The sequence below is a fragment of the Mesorhizobium sp. P171375 genome (assembly GCF_057786075.1).
Window position 1 is genome coordinate 4,912,247 of sequence record NZ_JBYNWF010000001.1, and the last position, 13,050, is coordinate 4,925,296.

At 62.1% G+C, this 13,050-nt stretch carries 16 protein-coding genes; 6 read left to right on the plus strand and 10 right to left on the minus strand.

The features are described from left to right. Window positions 1–9: 9 nt before the first annotated feature. The gene (locus tag ACYHH6_RS23975; RefSeq protein ID WP_112567250.1) at window positions 10–423 is read left to right on the plus strand and encodes a GFA family protein; all 414 of its coding nucleotides are present in this window, start codon (window positions 10–12) and stop codon (window positions 421–423) included. Between the two features lie 44 nt (window positions 424–467). Here ACYHH6_RS23975 and ACYHH6_RS23980 read toward each other — a convergent pair whose 3' ends face one another. The 4 genes from ACYHH6_RS23980 to ACYHH6_RS23995 all read right to left on the minus strand — a co-directional run bounded on the left by ACYHH6_RS23980 (window position 468) and on the right by ACYHH6_RS23995 (window position 5,294). Further along, window positions 468–2,273 (minus strand): ABC transporter ATP-binding protein, encoded by a 1,806-nt coding sequence (locus ACYHH6_RS23980; protein ID WP_352585879.1) that lies wholly within the window; start codon window positions 2,271–2,273, stop codon window positions 468–470. A 380-nt stretch (window positions 2,274–2,653) separates the two neighbouring features. Continuing rightward, a complete protein-coding gene (locus tag ACYHH6_RS23985; RefSeq protein WP_352585877.1) occupies window positions 2,654–2,854 on the minus strand; it encodes a hypothetical protein in 201 nt (66 codons plus the stop codon). Continuing rightward, window positions 2,802–4,484 carry an NAD+ synthase gene (locus ACYHH6_RS23990; protein ID WP_352585876.1) on the minus strand — a complete coding sequence of 561 codons (1,683 nt, stop codon included), beginning with the start codon at window positions 4,482–4,484 and terminating at the stop codon, window positions 2,802–2,804. Before ACYHH6_RS23990 ends, ACYHH6_RS23985 begins: the two co-directional genes overlap by 53 nt. A 96-nt stretch (window positions 4,485–4,580) precedes the next feature. Next, window positions 4,581–5,294 (minus strand): DNA-3-methyladenine glycosylase I, encoded by a 714-nt coding sequence (locus ACYHH6_RS23995; RefSeq protein WP_352585874.1) that lies wholly within the window; start codon window positions 5,292–5,294, stop codon window positions 4,581–4,583. Between the two features lie 100 nt (window positions 5,295–5,394). On the opposite strand from ACYHH6_RS23995, the gene ACYHH6_RS24000 reads away from it, so the two are divergent. Beyond that, window positions 5,395–5,958 (plus strand): DUF1003 domain-containing protein, encoded by a 564-nt coding sequence (locus tag ACYHH6_RS24000; protein WP_352585872.1) that lies wholly within the window; start codon window positions 5,395–5,397, stop codon window positions 5,956–5,958. Then, a complete protein-coding gene (locus ACYHH6_RS24005) occupies window positions 5,955–6,560 on the plus strand; it encodes a DedA family protein (protein ID WP_352585870.1) in 606 nt (201 codons plus the stop codon). The genes ACYHH6_RS24000 and ACYHH6_RS24005 overlap by 4 nt, the downstream gene beginning before the upstream one ends. Window positions 6,561–6,563: 3 nt before the next feature. Here the strand turns inward: ACYHH6_RS24005 and ACYHH6_RS24010 are convergent, their stop codons facing one another. From ACYHH6_RS24010 to ACYHH6_RS24020, 3 genes are all read right to left on the minus strand, one after another. Further along, complete coding sequence (locus tag ACYHH6_RS24010) at window positions 6,564–7,157, minus strand: hemerythrin domain-containing protein (protein WP_352585868.1); 594 nt, start codon at window positions 7,155–7,157, stop codon at window positions 6,564–6,566. A 41-nt stretch (window positions 7,158–7,198) separates the two neighbouring features. Further along, window positions 7,199–7,558 carry a diacylglycerol kinase gene (locus tag ACYHH6_RS24015; RefSeq protein ID WP_352585866.1) on the minus strand — a complete coding sequence of 120 codons (360 nt, stop codon included), beginning with the start codon at window positions 7,556–7,558 and terminating at the stop codon, window positions 7,199–7,201. Window positions 7,559–7,638: 80 nt separating this feature from the next. After that, entirely contained in the window at window positions 7,639–8,058 is a 420-nt protein-coding gene (locus ACYHH6_RS24020) for a GFA family protein (protein WP_352585865.1), read from the minus strand. A gap of 324 nt (window positions 8,059–8,382) precedes the next feature. Here ACYHH6_RS24020 and ACYHH6_RS24025 point away from each other — a divergent pair, with 324 nt between their 5' ends. The 3 genes from ACYHH6_RS24025 to ACYHH6_RS24035 all read left to right on the plus strand — a co-directional run bounded on the left by ACYHH6_RS24025 (window position 8,383) and on the right by ACYHH6_RS24035 (window position 10,672). Further along, window positions 8,383–9,453, plus strand: a complete 1,071-nt coding sequence (locus ACYHH6_RS24025; protein ID WP_352585863.1) for a GGDEF domain-containing protein — start codon at window positions 8,383–8,385, stop codon at window positions 9,451–9,453. A 105-nt stretch (window positions 9,454–9,558) separates the two neighbouring features. Further along, on the plus strand, window positions 9,559–9,942 hold the full coding sequence (locus ACYHH6_RS24030; RefSeq protein WP_112567311.1) for an antitoxin Xre/MbcA/ParS toxin-binding domain-containing protein: 384 nt from the start codon (window positions 9,559–9,561) through the stop codon (window positions 9,940–9,942). After that, complete coding sequence (locus tag ACYHH6_RS24035; protein ID WP_352585861.1) at window positions 9,902–10,672, plus strand: RES family NAD+ phosphorylase; 771 nt, start codon at window positions 9,902–9,904, stop codon at window positions 10,670–10,672. The genes ACYHH6_RS24030 and ACYHH6_RS24035 overlap by 41 nt, the downstream gene beginning before the upstream one ends. A 57-nt stretch (window positions 10,673–10,729) precedes the next feature. Here ACYHH6_RS24035 and ACYHH6_RS24040 read toward each other — a convergent pair whose 3' ends face one another. The 3 genes from ACYHH6_RS24040 to ACYHH6_RS24050 form a co-directional block, all read right to left on the minus strand. Beyond that, window positions 10,730–12,103 carry a class II 3-deoxy-7-phosphoheptulonate synthase gene (locus ACYHH6_RS24040; RefSeq protein ID WP_352585859.1) on the minus strand — a complete coding sequence of 458 codons (1,374 nt, stop codon included), beginning with the start codon at window positions 12,101–12,103 and terminating at the stop codon, window positions 10,730–10,732. Window positions 12,104–12,238: 135 nt separating this feature from the next. After that, on the minus strand, window positions 12,239–12,673 hold the full coding sequence (locus ACYHH6_RS24045) for a DUF3995 domain-containing protein (RefSeq protein WP_352585857.1): 435 nt from the start codon (window positions 12,671–12,673) through the stop codon (window positions 12,239–12,241). Between the two features lie 2 nt (window positions 12,674–12,675). Next, window positions 12,676–13,008 (minus strand): DUF962 domain-containing protein, encoded by a 333-nt coding sequence (locus ACYHH6_RS24050; protein WP_192251155.1) that lies wholly within the window; start codon window positions 13,006–13,008, stop codon window positions 12,676–12,678. Window positions 13,009–13,050: the final 42 nt, after the last annotated feature.

The following is a 13,050-nucleotide window of genomic DNA, read 5'->3' on the forward strand; positions in this document are numbered from 1 at the left end:
AGAACCACAATGACCAGGCACTTTACCGGCGGCTGCGCCTGCGGCGCGATCCGCTATGAGGCGAGCGGCGAGCCGATCTTTCAGAATCACTGCCAATGCCTCGATTGCCAGAAGCGCAGCGGCACGGGTCATGGCTCTTATGTAACCTTCGGCAGGCGCGCTGACGTTGAGATCAGCGGCCAGCCGAGCACCTGGCGGATGATCGCAGACAGCGGAAACGAGAAAATCCAGGCCTTCTGCCCGACCTGCGGAACGCCGGTATACGTGACCTTCGTCGCCATGCCGGAGGTGACGGCGATCAACGCGACCAGCCTCGACGATCCCGGCCAGTTCAACCCGCAGGCGGTCACTTACACCGTTCGGGGCCACGCCTGGGACACGATCGATCCCGTGCTCCAACCATTCGAGAGAATGCCTGGATGAACCAAGCAGAGCCCTATCCCCTCGGACAGGGCTCTGCTTTCAGCTCAGACCACCAGGCCCTTGGTCAGTTCCAGTGCCTGGCGCTCGAACAGGCGGCGGTAGATGCCGCCCTTCAGCCGGATCAGCTCGTCATGCGAGCCCTCCTCGACGATCTTGCCGCGATCGAACACCAGCAGCCTGTCCAACGCTCGCACCGTCGACAACCGGTGCGCGATGACCAGCGTTGTACGGCCGACCATCAGCCTCTCCATCGCCTGCTGGATCAGCACTTCCGATTCTGAATCGAGGCTCGATGTCGCCTCGTCCAGGATCAGGATGCGTGCGTCCGCCAGGAAGGCACGCGCGATCGCCACGCGCTGACGCTCGCCGCCCGACAGTTTCACGCCGCGTTCACCGACCAGCGTCCCGTACCCCTTCGGCAGGCTGGTGATGAAGTCATGTGCGCTGGCGAGCTTCGCGGCATGCTCGATCTCGGCCTGCGTGGCGTTCGGACGGGCATAGGCGATGTTCTCGGCCAGCGAGCGGTGGAACAGGATCGGCTCCTGCTGGACGATGGCGATCTGGGCGCGCAGCGACGCCTGCGCCACCTGAGAGATGTCCTGGCCGTCGATCAGGATCCTGCCGCCGCTGACGTCATAGAGGCGCTGGATCAGCTTGACGAAGGTCGTCTTGCCTGAGCCCGAATGACCGACCAGCCCGACGCGTTCACCGGCCGCGATCTCCACCGAAAAGTCGCGGTAGAGCGGCAGCCGATGACTGCCATAGTGGAAGGTGACGTTGTCGAAGCGGATAGCGCCCTGCGTGATCCGGATCGGCGCAGCCCCGGGCCGGTCCTCGATGCCAAGCGGTTGCGACTGGAAATCGACCAGTTCCTCCATGTCGTTGATCGAACGCTGCAAATTGCGGATATGCGTGCCGATATCCCTGAGATAGCCCTGCAGCACGAAGAACGAGGTCAGCACGAAGGCGACATCGCCGGTGCTCGCCTGGCCCCAGGTCCACAGCATCAGGGACAGACCGATCACCGCCGTCCGCAGCACCAGCAACATGGCGCCTTGCGTGGTGCCGTTGATGGTGCCGCGCACCCAGGTGCGGCGCGTGCGCGCGCGCCATTTGGCAACGACCTTGGCAAGCCGCGTCTCCTCGCGCGTCTCGGCACCAAAACCCTTGACCACGGCGTTGCAGCTCACCGCATCGGCAAGCGAGCCGCCAAGCCGCGTATCCCAGCCATTGGCAAGCCGTGCCGCGGGCGCGACATAGCCGAGCGACAGCAGCGCCGTCACCATGATGAACAGCACCGAGCCGACTGCCACGACCAGCCCCATCAGCGGCCAGAACCAGCCGAGCAGCAGCGTCGAGCCGATCAGCATGGCGACCGACGGCAAAAGCGCGATCAGGATCGTGTCGTTGAGCAGGTCGAGCGCCCACATGCCGCGCGTGATCTTGCGCACCGTCGATCCGGCAAAGCTGTTGGCGTGCCAGTCGGTGGAGAAGCGCTGCACGCGGTGGAACGCGTCGGCGGCGATGTCGGCCATCATCTTGAGCGTCAGCTCGACAATGCCCATGAAGGCGAGGTTGCGCAGCACCACGCCGGTCAGCGCGAGACCGATGAGCGCGAAGAAGGCTGCCATCGCGGCATTCCACGCGACATTGTCGGCCGCCGCATTGCTGGCGACGGCATCGACCAGCCGGCCGGAATAGAGCGGCGTCAAGACGTCGGCCAGCGTCGACAGCAGGAAGCCGCCCATGATCAGCGAAAGCCGCCAGGGCTGGCGTCGCCAGTGGCTGAGCGTAAAGCCAAGAACACTGCGAAAGGCGCTAGCGCGCAGATCGATTCGAAAACGAGCCATGATGTCATCCGGGCGCAAACGTGCCCGGTCCCGGTAAAGTCGAAAATTGAAAACCGCGCTGGGCAATTCGCCCGGGGCTGCGGAGGTTCGGCATAGGTGGCGGCGCGCCCTGGATATCGGGTGGCGACCGGCATCGGCAGAAGCCTGTACTCGGCCCGGCATCGGCGCGAAGGGCAAACCTTCGCCGGACGCCGGGTGAGACCTAGGCTTCGCGGCCTCGCATTACCATGTGAAATACTGCCATTCGGACCTCCCGCAAGACAATTGCGGAGGGGTCCTTATAGAGACGCCATGACGGATCGCCAAGACGGGGCGCACGCGCAAAAGCGTAACTGGTCCAACCAGTGATGTTATTTTGCAACAACAGATATGGAGGACTGTCACGGCACCACCGAATAAGCCTTCTGGTCGGCGGTCGCGATCGTAACGTCGGTGCTGGATTTGAAGTCGACCAAATCGACTTCCATCAGGTCGCTGAAGTGATGCCGCCCCTGGTCTCCCCCAAGGTTCTCGAATGAAATCAGGATTTTAGCCGCGATCCCTGAAACGGTTGGTGATGGGATAACGGCGGTCGCGGCCAAAATTCTTCCGGGTGATCTTCACACCCGGCGCTGCCTGCCGGCGTTTGTATTCGGCAATGTAGAGCAAATGTTCGATGCGCGTCACCGTCGCCCGGTCGTGGCCGCGCGCGACAATGTCATCGACGCCCATCTCGTTTTCGACCAGGCACTCCAGAATATCGTCCAGCACCGGATAGGGCGGCAGCGAATCCTGGTCGGTCTGGTTCTCGCGCAATTCCGCCGACGGCGCCTTGTCGATGATGTTTTTCGGGATCACCTCGCCCGACGGCCCGAGCGCGCCCGGCGGCACATGGCTATTGCGCCAGCGCGACAGCGCATAGACCTGCATCTTGTAGAGGTCTTTTATCGGGTTGAAGCCGCCATTCATGTCGCCATAGAGCGTGGCATAGCCCACCGACATCTCGCTCTTGTTGCCGGTGGTGACGACCATCGAGCCGAACTTGTTAGAGATCGCCATCAGGATCGTGCCGCGCGCGCGGCTTTGCAGGTTTTCCTCGGTGATGCCTTCCTTGGTGCCCTCGAAAAGCTGCGTCAGAGCATGCAGAAACCCTTCGACCGGCTCGAAGATCGGCACGATGTCATAGCGGCAGCCGAGCGCGCGGGCGCAGTCCTCGGCATCCTTCAGCGAGTCCTTTGAGGTGTAGCGGTAGGGCATCATCACCGCGCGTAGCCGCTCCTCGCCGAGCGCATCAACGGCCAATGCGGCGCAGATCGCCGAATCGATACCGCCGGACAGGCCGAGCACGACGTTCTTGAAGCCGTTTTTGTTGACGTAATCGCGCAGGCCCAGCATGCAGGCGCGGTAGTCCGCTTCCTCGCGCTCGGGTATTTTCGACATCGGCCCTTCCGAGCAGACCCAGCCGGCATCCGTGCGCTTCCAAGTGGTGACGTCGACAGTCTCCTCGAACTGGCTCATCTGGAAAGCCAGCGACTTGTCGGCGCCGATCGCAAAAGAAGCGCCGTCGAAGATCAACTCATCCTGGCCGCCGATCTGATTGGCATAGATCATCGGCAAACCGGTTTCGATGACCTGGCGGATAACGACCTGATGGCGCACATCCATCTTGGCGCGGTAGTAGGGCGAGCCGTTCGGCACCAGCAGGATTTCGGCTCCGCTTTCAGCCAAGGTTTCACAGATGCCGACGTCTCCCCAGATGTCCTCGCAGATCGGAATTCCGATGCGCACACCACGGAAGTTGACCGGTCCCTGAGCCTCGGGTCCGGCCTGGAAGACGCGCTTCTCGTCGAACTCTCCATAGTTGGGCAAATCGAGCTTGTAGCGCTCGGCCAGGATCTTGCCACCATCGGCGAAGATGATCGAATTGTGGGTGCCGCTCTTACGCTTCAGCGGCGTCCCGATAATGACGCCCGGCCCACCATCGGCGGTGTCCGCAGCGAAGTCTTGCGCAGCCTTTTCGCAAACCTTGAGGAAGGCCGGCTTCAGCACCAGATCCTCGGGCGGATAACCGGCAAGGAAAAGCTCGGTGAAGAGCACGATGTCGGCGCCCTGGCGGGCCGCATCCGCTCTCGCCTCGCGCGCCTTGGCAAGATTGCCGGCGACATCGCCGACCGTGGGGTTGAGCTGGGCGACAGCGATGCGCAGAATATCGGGAGCGGTCTTCTTGGTCATGCCTGCGGTTTAGCGCGGCAAAATTGCCCCGGCAATGGCGTTCGTTTGGACCAATCCAGACCGATCGAGTTCGATCGTGTCCTGAGGGCGACAGCCCTACTCGCCCATATATTCGCGCAGCGCCTCCGGCGAATGGTTCTCGCCGATCGACATCGCCAGGATGCGCGAGATGTGCCGGCGCGGCAGGCCAGTTTCCTGTGCCCATTTGTTGATCTGCGCCTGGATCTTGTCGAGATCCCTCTTCGACGTCGGGCCTTCGGCGATGTCGAGGCCGGCGTAGCGCAGGGCGGCCGCCATATCGGCCGAAATGACGAAAGCATCCCATTCCAGCCAGCGGAGGAAATATTGGCCGGTGTTGCCGCCGAGCCGGCTGCCATGCTTGCCGAGATATGCCATCAGCCCGACCTGGTCGTCAGCAGGCCACTCGGCCAAGAACTTGCCGAAGCCGCCATGCTCCTTCGACACACGCTCGACGAAGGCGGCGTTGTCGCGCACCGACTTGATCTTCTGCGGGTTGCGCACGATGCGCTTGTCGGCCGTCAGATCGTGCCAGAAATCGTCGGGCTGGAACAACAGTCGCTTCGGCTCGAAATGCAGGAACGCTTCCTCGAAACCCGGCCATTTCTGTTCAATGACGCGCCAGACGAAGCCGGCAGCAAACACCCGCTCGGCCATCGTCGACAGGATGCGGTCGTCGGTGATCTTGGCCACGGCGGCGTTATCGGGCGAAGGCCCGAGCAGCGACGTCAGCACGGCGTCGCCGCCTTTGCGTTTTGCAGCACGGGCACGAATCTTCTGGAAGTCTGCCATTGCCGCCCTGCTTCAGTATGGATGGACGCGGCAATCTACCACTTCCCGTGCGCACCGGTAGCCTCTAGGTCTAGGCCAGACGCTGACCATGGAGGCGACCATGCATAAGACCGTGCCCGAACTGGCCGACCGCTGGCTGAGGCGAACGCCTGAGACCCTCAGCGAGCTTGAGCGGCGGGTCTTGCAAAGCACCGTCGATCGCAAGCCGATCTCGCAGGACATCAACGACAGTCTCGCCGGGCTTCAGGGGGCCGGCGACCGGATCGCCGATGCCATCGCCCGCATCGGCGGTTCGTGGACGTTCATCCTGTCCTTCATCGCCTTCCTGGTTCTCTGGATCGGCGCCAATTGGTGGCTGCTGGGGCGAGATTCGTTCGACCCCTACCCCTTCATCTTCCTCAATCTCGTCCTGTCGATGATTGCTGCCTTGCAGGCGCCGGTGATCATGATGTCGCAGAACCGGCAGGCCGCGCGCGACCGCATCGATGCCGCGCACGACTACGAGGTCAATCTCAAGGCCGAGATCGAGATCATGGCGCTGCATGAAAAGCTGGACGAACTGCGCCACAGCCAGATCATCGGCGTGCGCGAGGACATAGCGCGCCTGGCCGAACAGGTGAGCCGCATCGACGAAAGACTGTCAGGCCGGCAAACGTCTCAATGACCGGGATCGTCCATCACCTCATCGAGCAATACGGGCTGATCGCGGTTTTCCTGGGCTGTGTCGCCGAAGGCGAAAGCGCTGCCATCCTTGGCGGCTTCTTCGCCCACCAGCATGTCTTCGTCCCTTGGAAGGCTTTCCTCGCGGCCGCCATTGGCGCCTTCGTCGGCGACACGTTTTTCTTCGTCCTCGGCCGCAGCTTCGCCGATCATCCCAGGGTACTGAAACTGAAGGCGCGTCCCGGCTTCAACCACGCCTATCGCCTCGTCTCGTCGCATCCCAACATCTTCGTGCTGTCCAACCGCTACATTTACGGTCTGCGCCTGGTCGGCGGCATCGCGGCCGGCTTCGCCAGCATATCGGTGCCGCGCTTCGTCATCCTCAACGCCATCTCGTCGCTGGTCTGGGCAGCCTTGTTCTGCGGCATCGGCTATGTCTTCGGCCTCGGCGCCGAGCAGATGGTCGGCAAGGCACTGCTCCATCACGAAAGGTTGCTGATCGCCCTCGGCATTGGGCTCGCCGTCGCCATCCTTGCCTGGCTCATCGCCCGCACCGTCGCCGGCAAGGAGCGCGCCAAGGACGCTCGCGAGAGCGAAGCCGGCTGAAGCTCAGTCGTCGTCCTCGACCAAAGCGCGGTCGCCACGGTCGAGGATCAGCGGGATGATCAAATCCTCCTCGTCGGCAAGATGCCGTTTCAGCATGGCGATCAGCCGGCTGTTCTCGTCGGCATAGGCATCGGCGGCGAAGCGCTGTTTGTCCTCGCTCTCCTCGAGCGTGCGGATGAAGGCGTTCGCGGTCTCGGCATTGCGCTCCAGCCCGTCATGGATGGCATGGTGATCGGCATCGAGTATGTCAAAGCCCCGCTTCAGGCGCGGCTCGGCCTTGGCGAAAGCCGGGAAATATTGATAGTCCTCGACATTGTGGTGGCCGTCGAGATTGCCGAGGAAATGGTTGAGCCGCGGCGCGAACCAGCGCGCGAAATCCGGTGCCGTCAGCCTGCCCTCGCGATAGTCGCCAATGCCGTTAGTCAGCATGCCGCCGAGCTCGCGAAACATGTCGTGCCGCTGAAGCCACATATTGGCGAGGCCATGGATGTTGGTGTGACCCTGCCAGTTTTCGCGCGGGTATTTCTGCGCCAGCCAGCGCAAATCGTCCGGCAGGCCGGCACGTTCAAGCAAGAGGGAATTGGCGGCTTCGCTCAACGTCAGTCTCCTTTAGTGACTGACAGATAGGAACGCAGGTTCTAGATCGGTAGACCCGTGATGCGCTCGATGATGGCGATGCCCCAGACGCCGGCGACGATGATTACCGAAATCAGCACCGCCAGCGAGCCGCAATCCTTGGCAAGCTGGATTTCGACGTTGAACTCGCGGCTGAAGGCATCGCAGGCAGCCTCGATACCGGTGTTCAGCACCTCGACCATGATCAAAAGCAGCACGGCGCCGATCAGCAGCGCATAGCCCCGCCACGACACCGAGACGAACCAGCCGAGCGGCAAGGCGAGCACGAGCAGCATCAGCTCCTGCTGGAACGCCTTTTCGCTGGCTGCGAGCTTGCGAAAAGCCCGCACCGAATTGAAGAAAGCATCGATCAGCCGCTGCATTGCCCGCGCATCCCCTTCGAATCACCGGCAGGAGATATCGCAATGGCTGGATCAAGGGAATAAGGCAGCCATACCAAAAATCATTCGTCCGCGACCTTGATGGTCGGCGTCGACCTCTCGAACTGCGGCAGCCCATCGTCGATCGTATAGTAATCGCCCTTGTCGCCGACGAAGATATGGCATTCGCCCTCGAGCCCGGTCGGCCCATCGAACGACCCGGCCAGAACCGAGACGTAGGCATCCTGGCCCGGCTTCCAGAACAGCACCGAGCCACATGTCTTGCAAAAGCCGCGCCGGGCAAACGAAGATGCTTCGTACCAGGCGATATTCTCAGACCCTGTTACGGTGATGTTGTCATCGGCGACGTTGGTTGCGGCGTAAAAATGCCCGCTCTGCTTGCGGCACTGCGAGCAGTGGCAATAGATCACGCCGCGCAGCGGCCCTCGCGTCTGGAAACGCACCGCCCCGCACAGGCAAGATCCGCTGCTGATATCACTCATCCCTGCCCTCCACCGGCCATCGTTCACGGCTCCACCGCCACCGGAGAGGATTTCAGTTTTGCGGCGGCCAGGTACGAGCAAATGCGACACGAGATGGGCGTGTTCGCGCTTCTTCCCTGCAGCCTGAAGTAGAATAGTCGCGTCACCTAGCGGCACATTAAGGAAACTTTAGCGCCAGCGCATTTATGGTCGCTGCCAAGCGAAGGCCGCGATCGGGGACGCGTCCTTCGTAAGATGATCCGAAATACGGCTGGTTCTCCCCCGGTCGGCGACATCTCGCACGCGCAAGTCTGCGATGGTTCCCAGGGGTAGAGTGAACAGAACATGCAGCCGGCAGCCGCCCAGACCGACCGAAACAGCGACATTGCAACAGCTGTTGTGACGACCATGCGCCAGCTCGGCGTGCTTGGTCTGCCGCGCAATTACGAGATCTTCTACGAAGCGCTGAAAGGCACCAATCGCGAACTCAGCCTTGCCGTCGTGGCGCTCGGCAACCGGCCGACGCAGGACGAACTCGACCGCATCGGCCGCGCCTTCTTTGCCCAGCACCATGGTCCAGGCATTGTCGAGCAGGCGCGCGATGTGCTGGCCAGGGAACTCGAGGATATCGCCTTGCTGCTGCGAAGCGAACGCAGCCATATCGAGAAATACGGCAAGATCCTCGATGAGACGTCGAGCGGCCTCGCCAACCGCAGCCTGCTTTCACAGGATCTGCTGCAGAAGGTCGCCAACGCCATGGCGGTCGCCACCAATTCGACCCTCGACCATGGCAGGCAGGTTGCCACCACGCTCAGCGACAAGACGGCGGAACTGGAGAGCGTCAAGTCGAAGCTCGAGGAGTACAAGCGGCTCGCCGACACCGATCCCTTGACCCATATCTGGAACCGCCGCGCCTTCGACAAGCAAATCACCGGGATTTACACCTCCAACAGGGGCATCCTGTTCAACGCGTTGATTCTTGCCGACATCGACCATTTCAAGGACATCAACGACCGCTACGGCCACCCGGTCGGTGACAAGATCATCCAGATCATCGCCGAAATCTTCCAGACCAGCATCCGTGAAGACATGTTCGTTGCCCGCACCGGCGGCGAGGAATTCGCGCTGATCATCGAGGGCGCCAGCGAGGATACCACCTACGAGATCGCCGAACGCATCCGCGTGCTGATCGAACAGACGCCCTTCACCAGCAGCCAGACCGGCACCAATTACGGCACGGTGACCGTTTCCATGGGCATCTGCATGGCTTCCGAGGCCGAAAGCCCGGAAGATCTCTACACCAAGGCGGATCGGGCGCTCTACCGCTCCAAGGTCGGCGGGCGCAACCGCGTCACCAGGCATTCGACAATGGCCGGCCGCACTGGCAAGAACTGGCTGCTCTACAAGAAAGACTGACGCTTCGGCGCACAGCCAATTCGCGGACGTGGGCAAATTTATCGAGCATGGTCTCTTTCCATATGAATTTTCATGGCCTATATTTTCCATGGAAAGAGAGAGGCCATGTCTGTTTCACAACCCAATGCTGCCGCCAAGACGGCCGAAAACGCGGTTCTGACCAAGGCCACGCTGCGCGCCGCCGAGCTTATGGATATTACCGCCAGGACGCTGGCGTCGATCATCGGCGTCTCGGAAGCCACGGTTTCGCGCATGCGCAGGCAGGAATTCCTGCTCGAGCGCGGCACCAAGCCATTCGAACTCGCGGTGCTGTTCGTGCGGCTGTTCCGTTCGCTCGACGCCATTGTCGGCGGTGACGAGGCGATCGCCCGGGCATGGCTCAAGAACACCAACACGGCGTTCGACGGCAGCCCGCTTGAAAAGATCCTCACCATCACCGGGCTTGTCGATGTCATTGCCTATCTGGACTCCCGACGCGCTCTCGTCTGAAGCCGTACGGCTCGACGGCAAATACTGGCGCATGGTCGAGGCGCAGCACCGCGTCTCGACGCTGAAAATCGTCGACACGCTGGACGAACAGGCGCTGATCGAGGATCTGATCGAGGAGACCAAGCCGCAGACTCCCATGGAATGCCGGCATCTCCATTATCTCCTGGCGACGCCCTTTCGCTACGGCTCGATCTACCCTTACGGCTCGCGCTTCCGCCGCGCCGGCCGCACCCTGGGCGTCTATTACGCGGCGGAGACGATCATGACCGCCGTCGCCGAAATGGCCTTCTACCGCTTGCTGTTCTTTGCCGATTCGCCCGACACACCATGGCCGCATGACGCCGCCGAATACACCGCTTTCGCAGCCGCGATCCGCACCCACAAAGCTGTCGACTTAACGCGGCCACCGCTTGACCGCGACCAGGCTCAGTGGACGCATCCGACCGACTATGCCGCCTGCCAGGCAATTGCCGACGTTACGCGCGAGGCCGGGCTGGAAGCGATCCGCTACCGCTCGGCGCGTGATCCCAAAGGCGCCAACGTGGCGCTGCTGGCATGCCGCGGCTTCGCCAAGGCCAAGCCGCTGGAGCCGCATACCTGGCGCATCCGGCTCGGCTCGTTCGGCGTGCAGGCGATCTGTGAGTTTCCGGAAAGGCGCATCGAGTTTTCCAGAACCGCTTTCGCCAATGATCCCCGGCTCAACGGCCTGCTTTGGGAACGCGGCCGCTGATCAACAAAAAAGCGCCGGATTTCGCCGGCGCTTTTTCTCTTCAGCCTGCAAACAGGTTCAACCGTTGGCTACCTGCTTGTGCTGGACCGGATGGCTCTTCTTCAACAGGTCGGAGACCAGGAACGCCAGCTCGATCGCCTGGTCGGCGTTGAGGCGCGGGTCGCAATGGGTGTGGTAGCGGTCCTGCAACTCCTCGGCGGTGATGGCGCGGGCGCCGCCCGTGCATTCGGTAACATTCTTGCCGGTCATCTCGACATGGATGCCGCCTGGATGCGTGCCTTCGGCGCGATGCACCTCGAAGAAGGTCTGCACTTCCTTGAGGATGCGGTCGAACGGCCGCGTCTTGTAGCCGGCGGCCTCGATGGTGTTGCCGTGCATCGGATCGGATGACCACACCACGCTGCGGCCTTCCTTCTGCACCGCGCGCACCAGCTTCGGAAGATGGTCGGCGACCTTGTCGGAGCCGAAGCGGGCAATCAGCGTCAGCCGGCCCGGCTCGTTCTCCGGATTTAGCAGGTCGATCAGTTCCAGCAAGCCATCCGGCGTCAGCGACGGGCCGCATTTGAGGCCGAGCGGGTTCTTGATGCCGAGGCAATATTCGACATGGGCATGATCGGGCTGGCGCGTACGGTCGCCGATCCAGATCATGTGGCCGGAGGTTGCATACCAGTCGCCCGAGGTTGAATCGACGCGGGTCAGCGCCTCTTCGTAGCCGAGCAGCAGCGCTTCGTGACTGGTGTAGAAATCGGTCTCGCGCAAGGCATAGTTGGTTTCCGAGGTGATGCCGACGGCCTTCATGAAATCCATCGTCTCGGTGATGCGGTTGGCGAGCTTGCCATATTTCTCGCCCTGCGGGCTGTCGGAGACGAACCCCAGCATCCAGCTATGCACGTTCTCCAGGCTTGCATAGCCGCCCTGGGCGAAGGCGCGCAACAGGTTGAGCGTCGCCGCCGACTGGCGGTAAGCCATCTCCTGGCGGGCCGGGTCGGGAATGCGCGACTTTGGGTCGAACTCGATGCCGTTGATGATGTCGCCACGATAGCTCGGCAGCGTCACCTCGCCCTTGGTCTCGTTGTCGGACGAGCGCGGCTTGGCGAACTGGCCGGCAACGCGGCCGACCTTCACCACCGGCTGCGCGCCGGCGAAAGTCAGCACCACCGACATCTGCAGGAAGACGCGGAAGAAGTCGCGGATATTGTCCGCGCCATGCTCGGCGAAGCTCTCGGCGCAATCGCCGCCCTGGAGCAGGAATGCGTCACCGGCAGCGACAGCTGCAAGCTGCTTCTTCAGCTTGCGCGCCTCACCTGCAAAAACCAGCGGCGGAAAGGTGGCGAGCTGGGCTTCCGTGTTCTTCAGCGCGGCAAGGTCCGGATAGGCAGGAACCTGCTTGATCGGCTTTGCTCTCCAAGAATTCGGCGACCATTTCGTCATCGCTGCACCCAAACGCTCTTTCCAGCGAGCTGTTGCCCGCCATTCCCGCCCCATATGGGGATCGCGGCTCCATACACGAAGCCGATTTCCTATTCTAGACCGGAATTCAAGTGCTGGCGAATGGTGGCCGGCGGCTCACTCTGCTGCCTGTGACAAAGCGAGATAGAAAAGGCCCAGCCCCAACAGCAGGCATGACGGACTGTAGAACCAGCTGTCGTAGCTGGCAAAACGTGTGGTCCTGACCCGCTTGAACAGCCCGAAATACCGGGACCAGCTCAACGCTCGCGCGGTGAAGATAAGCGCCCACAAGATGATGCCGGCCTTCAGCAAGGATTGCGGTAATGGCAGGTGAACCGCACCGGCGAAGCCAAGAACCAGCAGCAGCACCAGCGCCAGGATCAACCCTACCGCCATCGCCCCAAAGGCCGTCTCCTTGATGGCGGGAGTGCCGTCCTCGCGTTGCGGCAACGCGACGCCGGCGCCAACGCGCCCACCGAAACCCCAATAGAGATGAATGCCCGCGCCGAGCAGCAGAATGGCCGAGCAGAAAGCGACGACCACGCTCGCCATGCCTATCGGGCGACCTCGTTCAACCGCCGGAGCTGGCGACCGAGCCCGCCGGTCAGATCGAGAGCAAGCATGCGCAGCAGCGCGATGGCGCTCCACAACGGCCGATCCGCGAACGGCTTGTTGCTGTTGTGCTCGAGGAAAGGGTGAGTGAGAAAAGCGGCGACATAGAAGAACGGAATGATGACCAGAAAGGCCCACCAGACGACCAGAAAGGATGCGGCGATCCCTGCGAGCGGCGCGAAAAACAGGCCGATATAGTGGATAAGCCGGGTCGAAGCTTTTGAATGGCCGGCAAGATAGCCGAGCCAGTATTCATCGAAGGTCTGCGGGTTCATGGATTTCCCCGTTCAGCGATGAGTTGCAGAATCCATCTGACG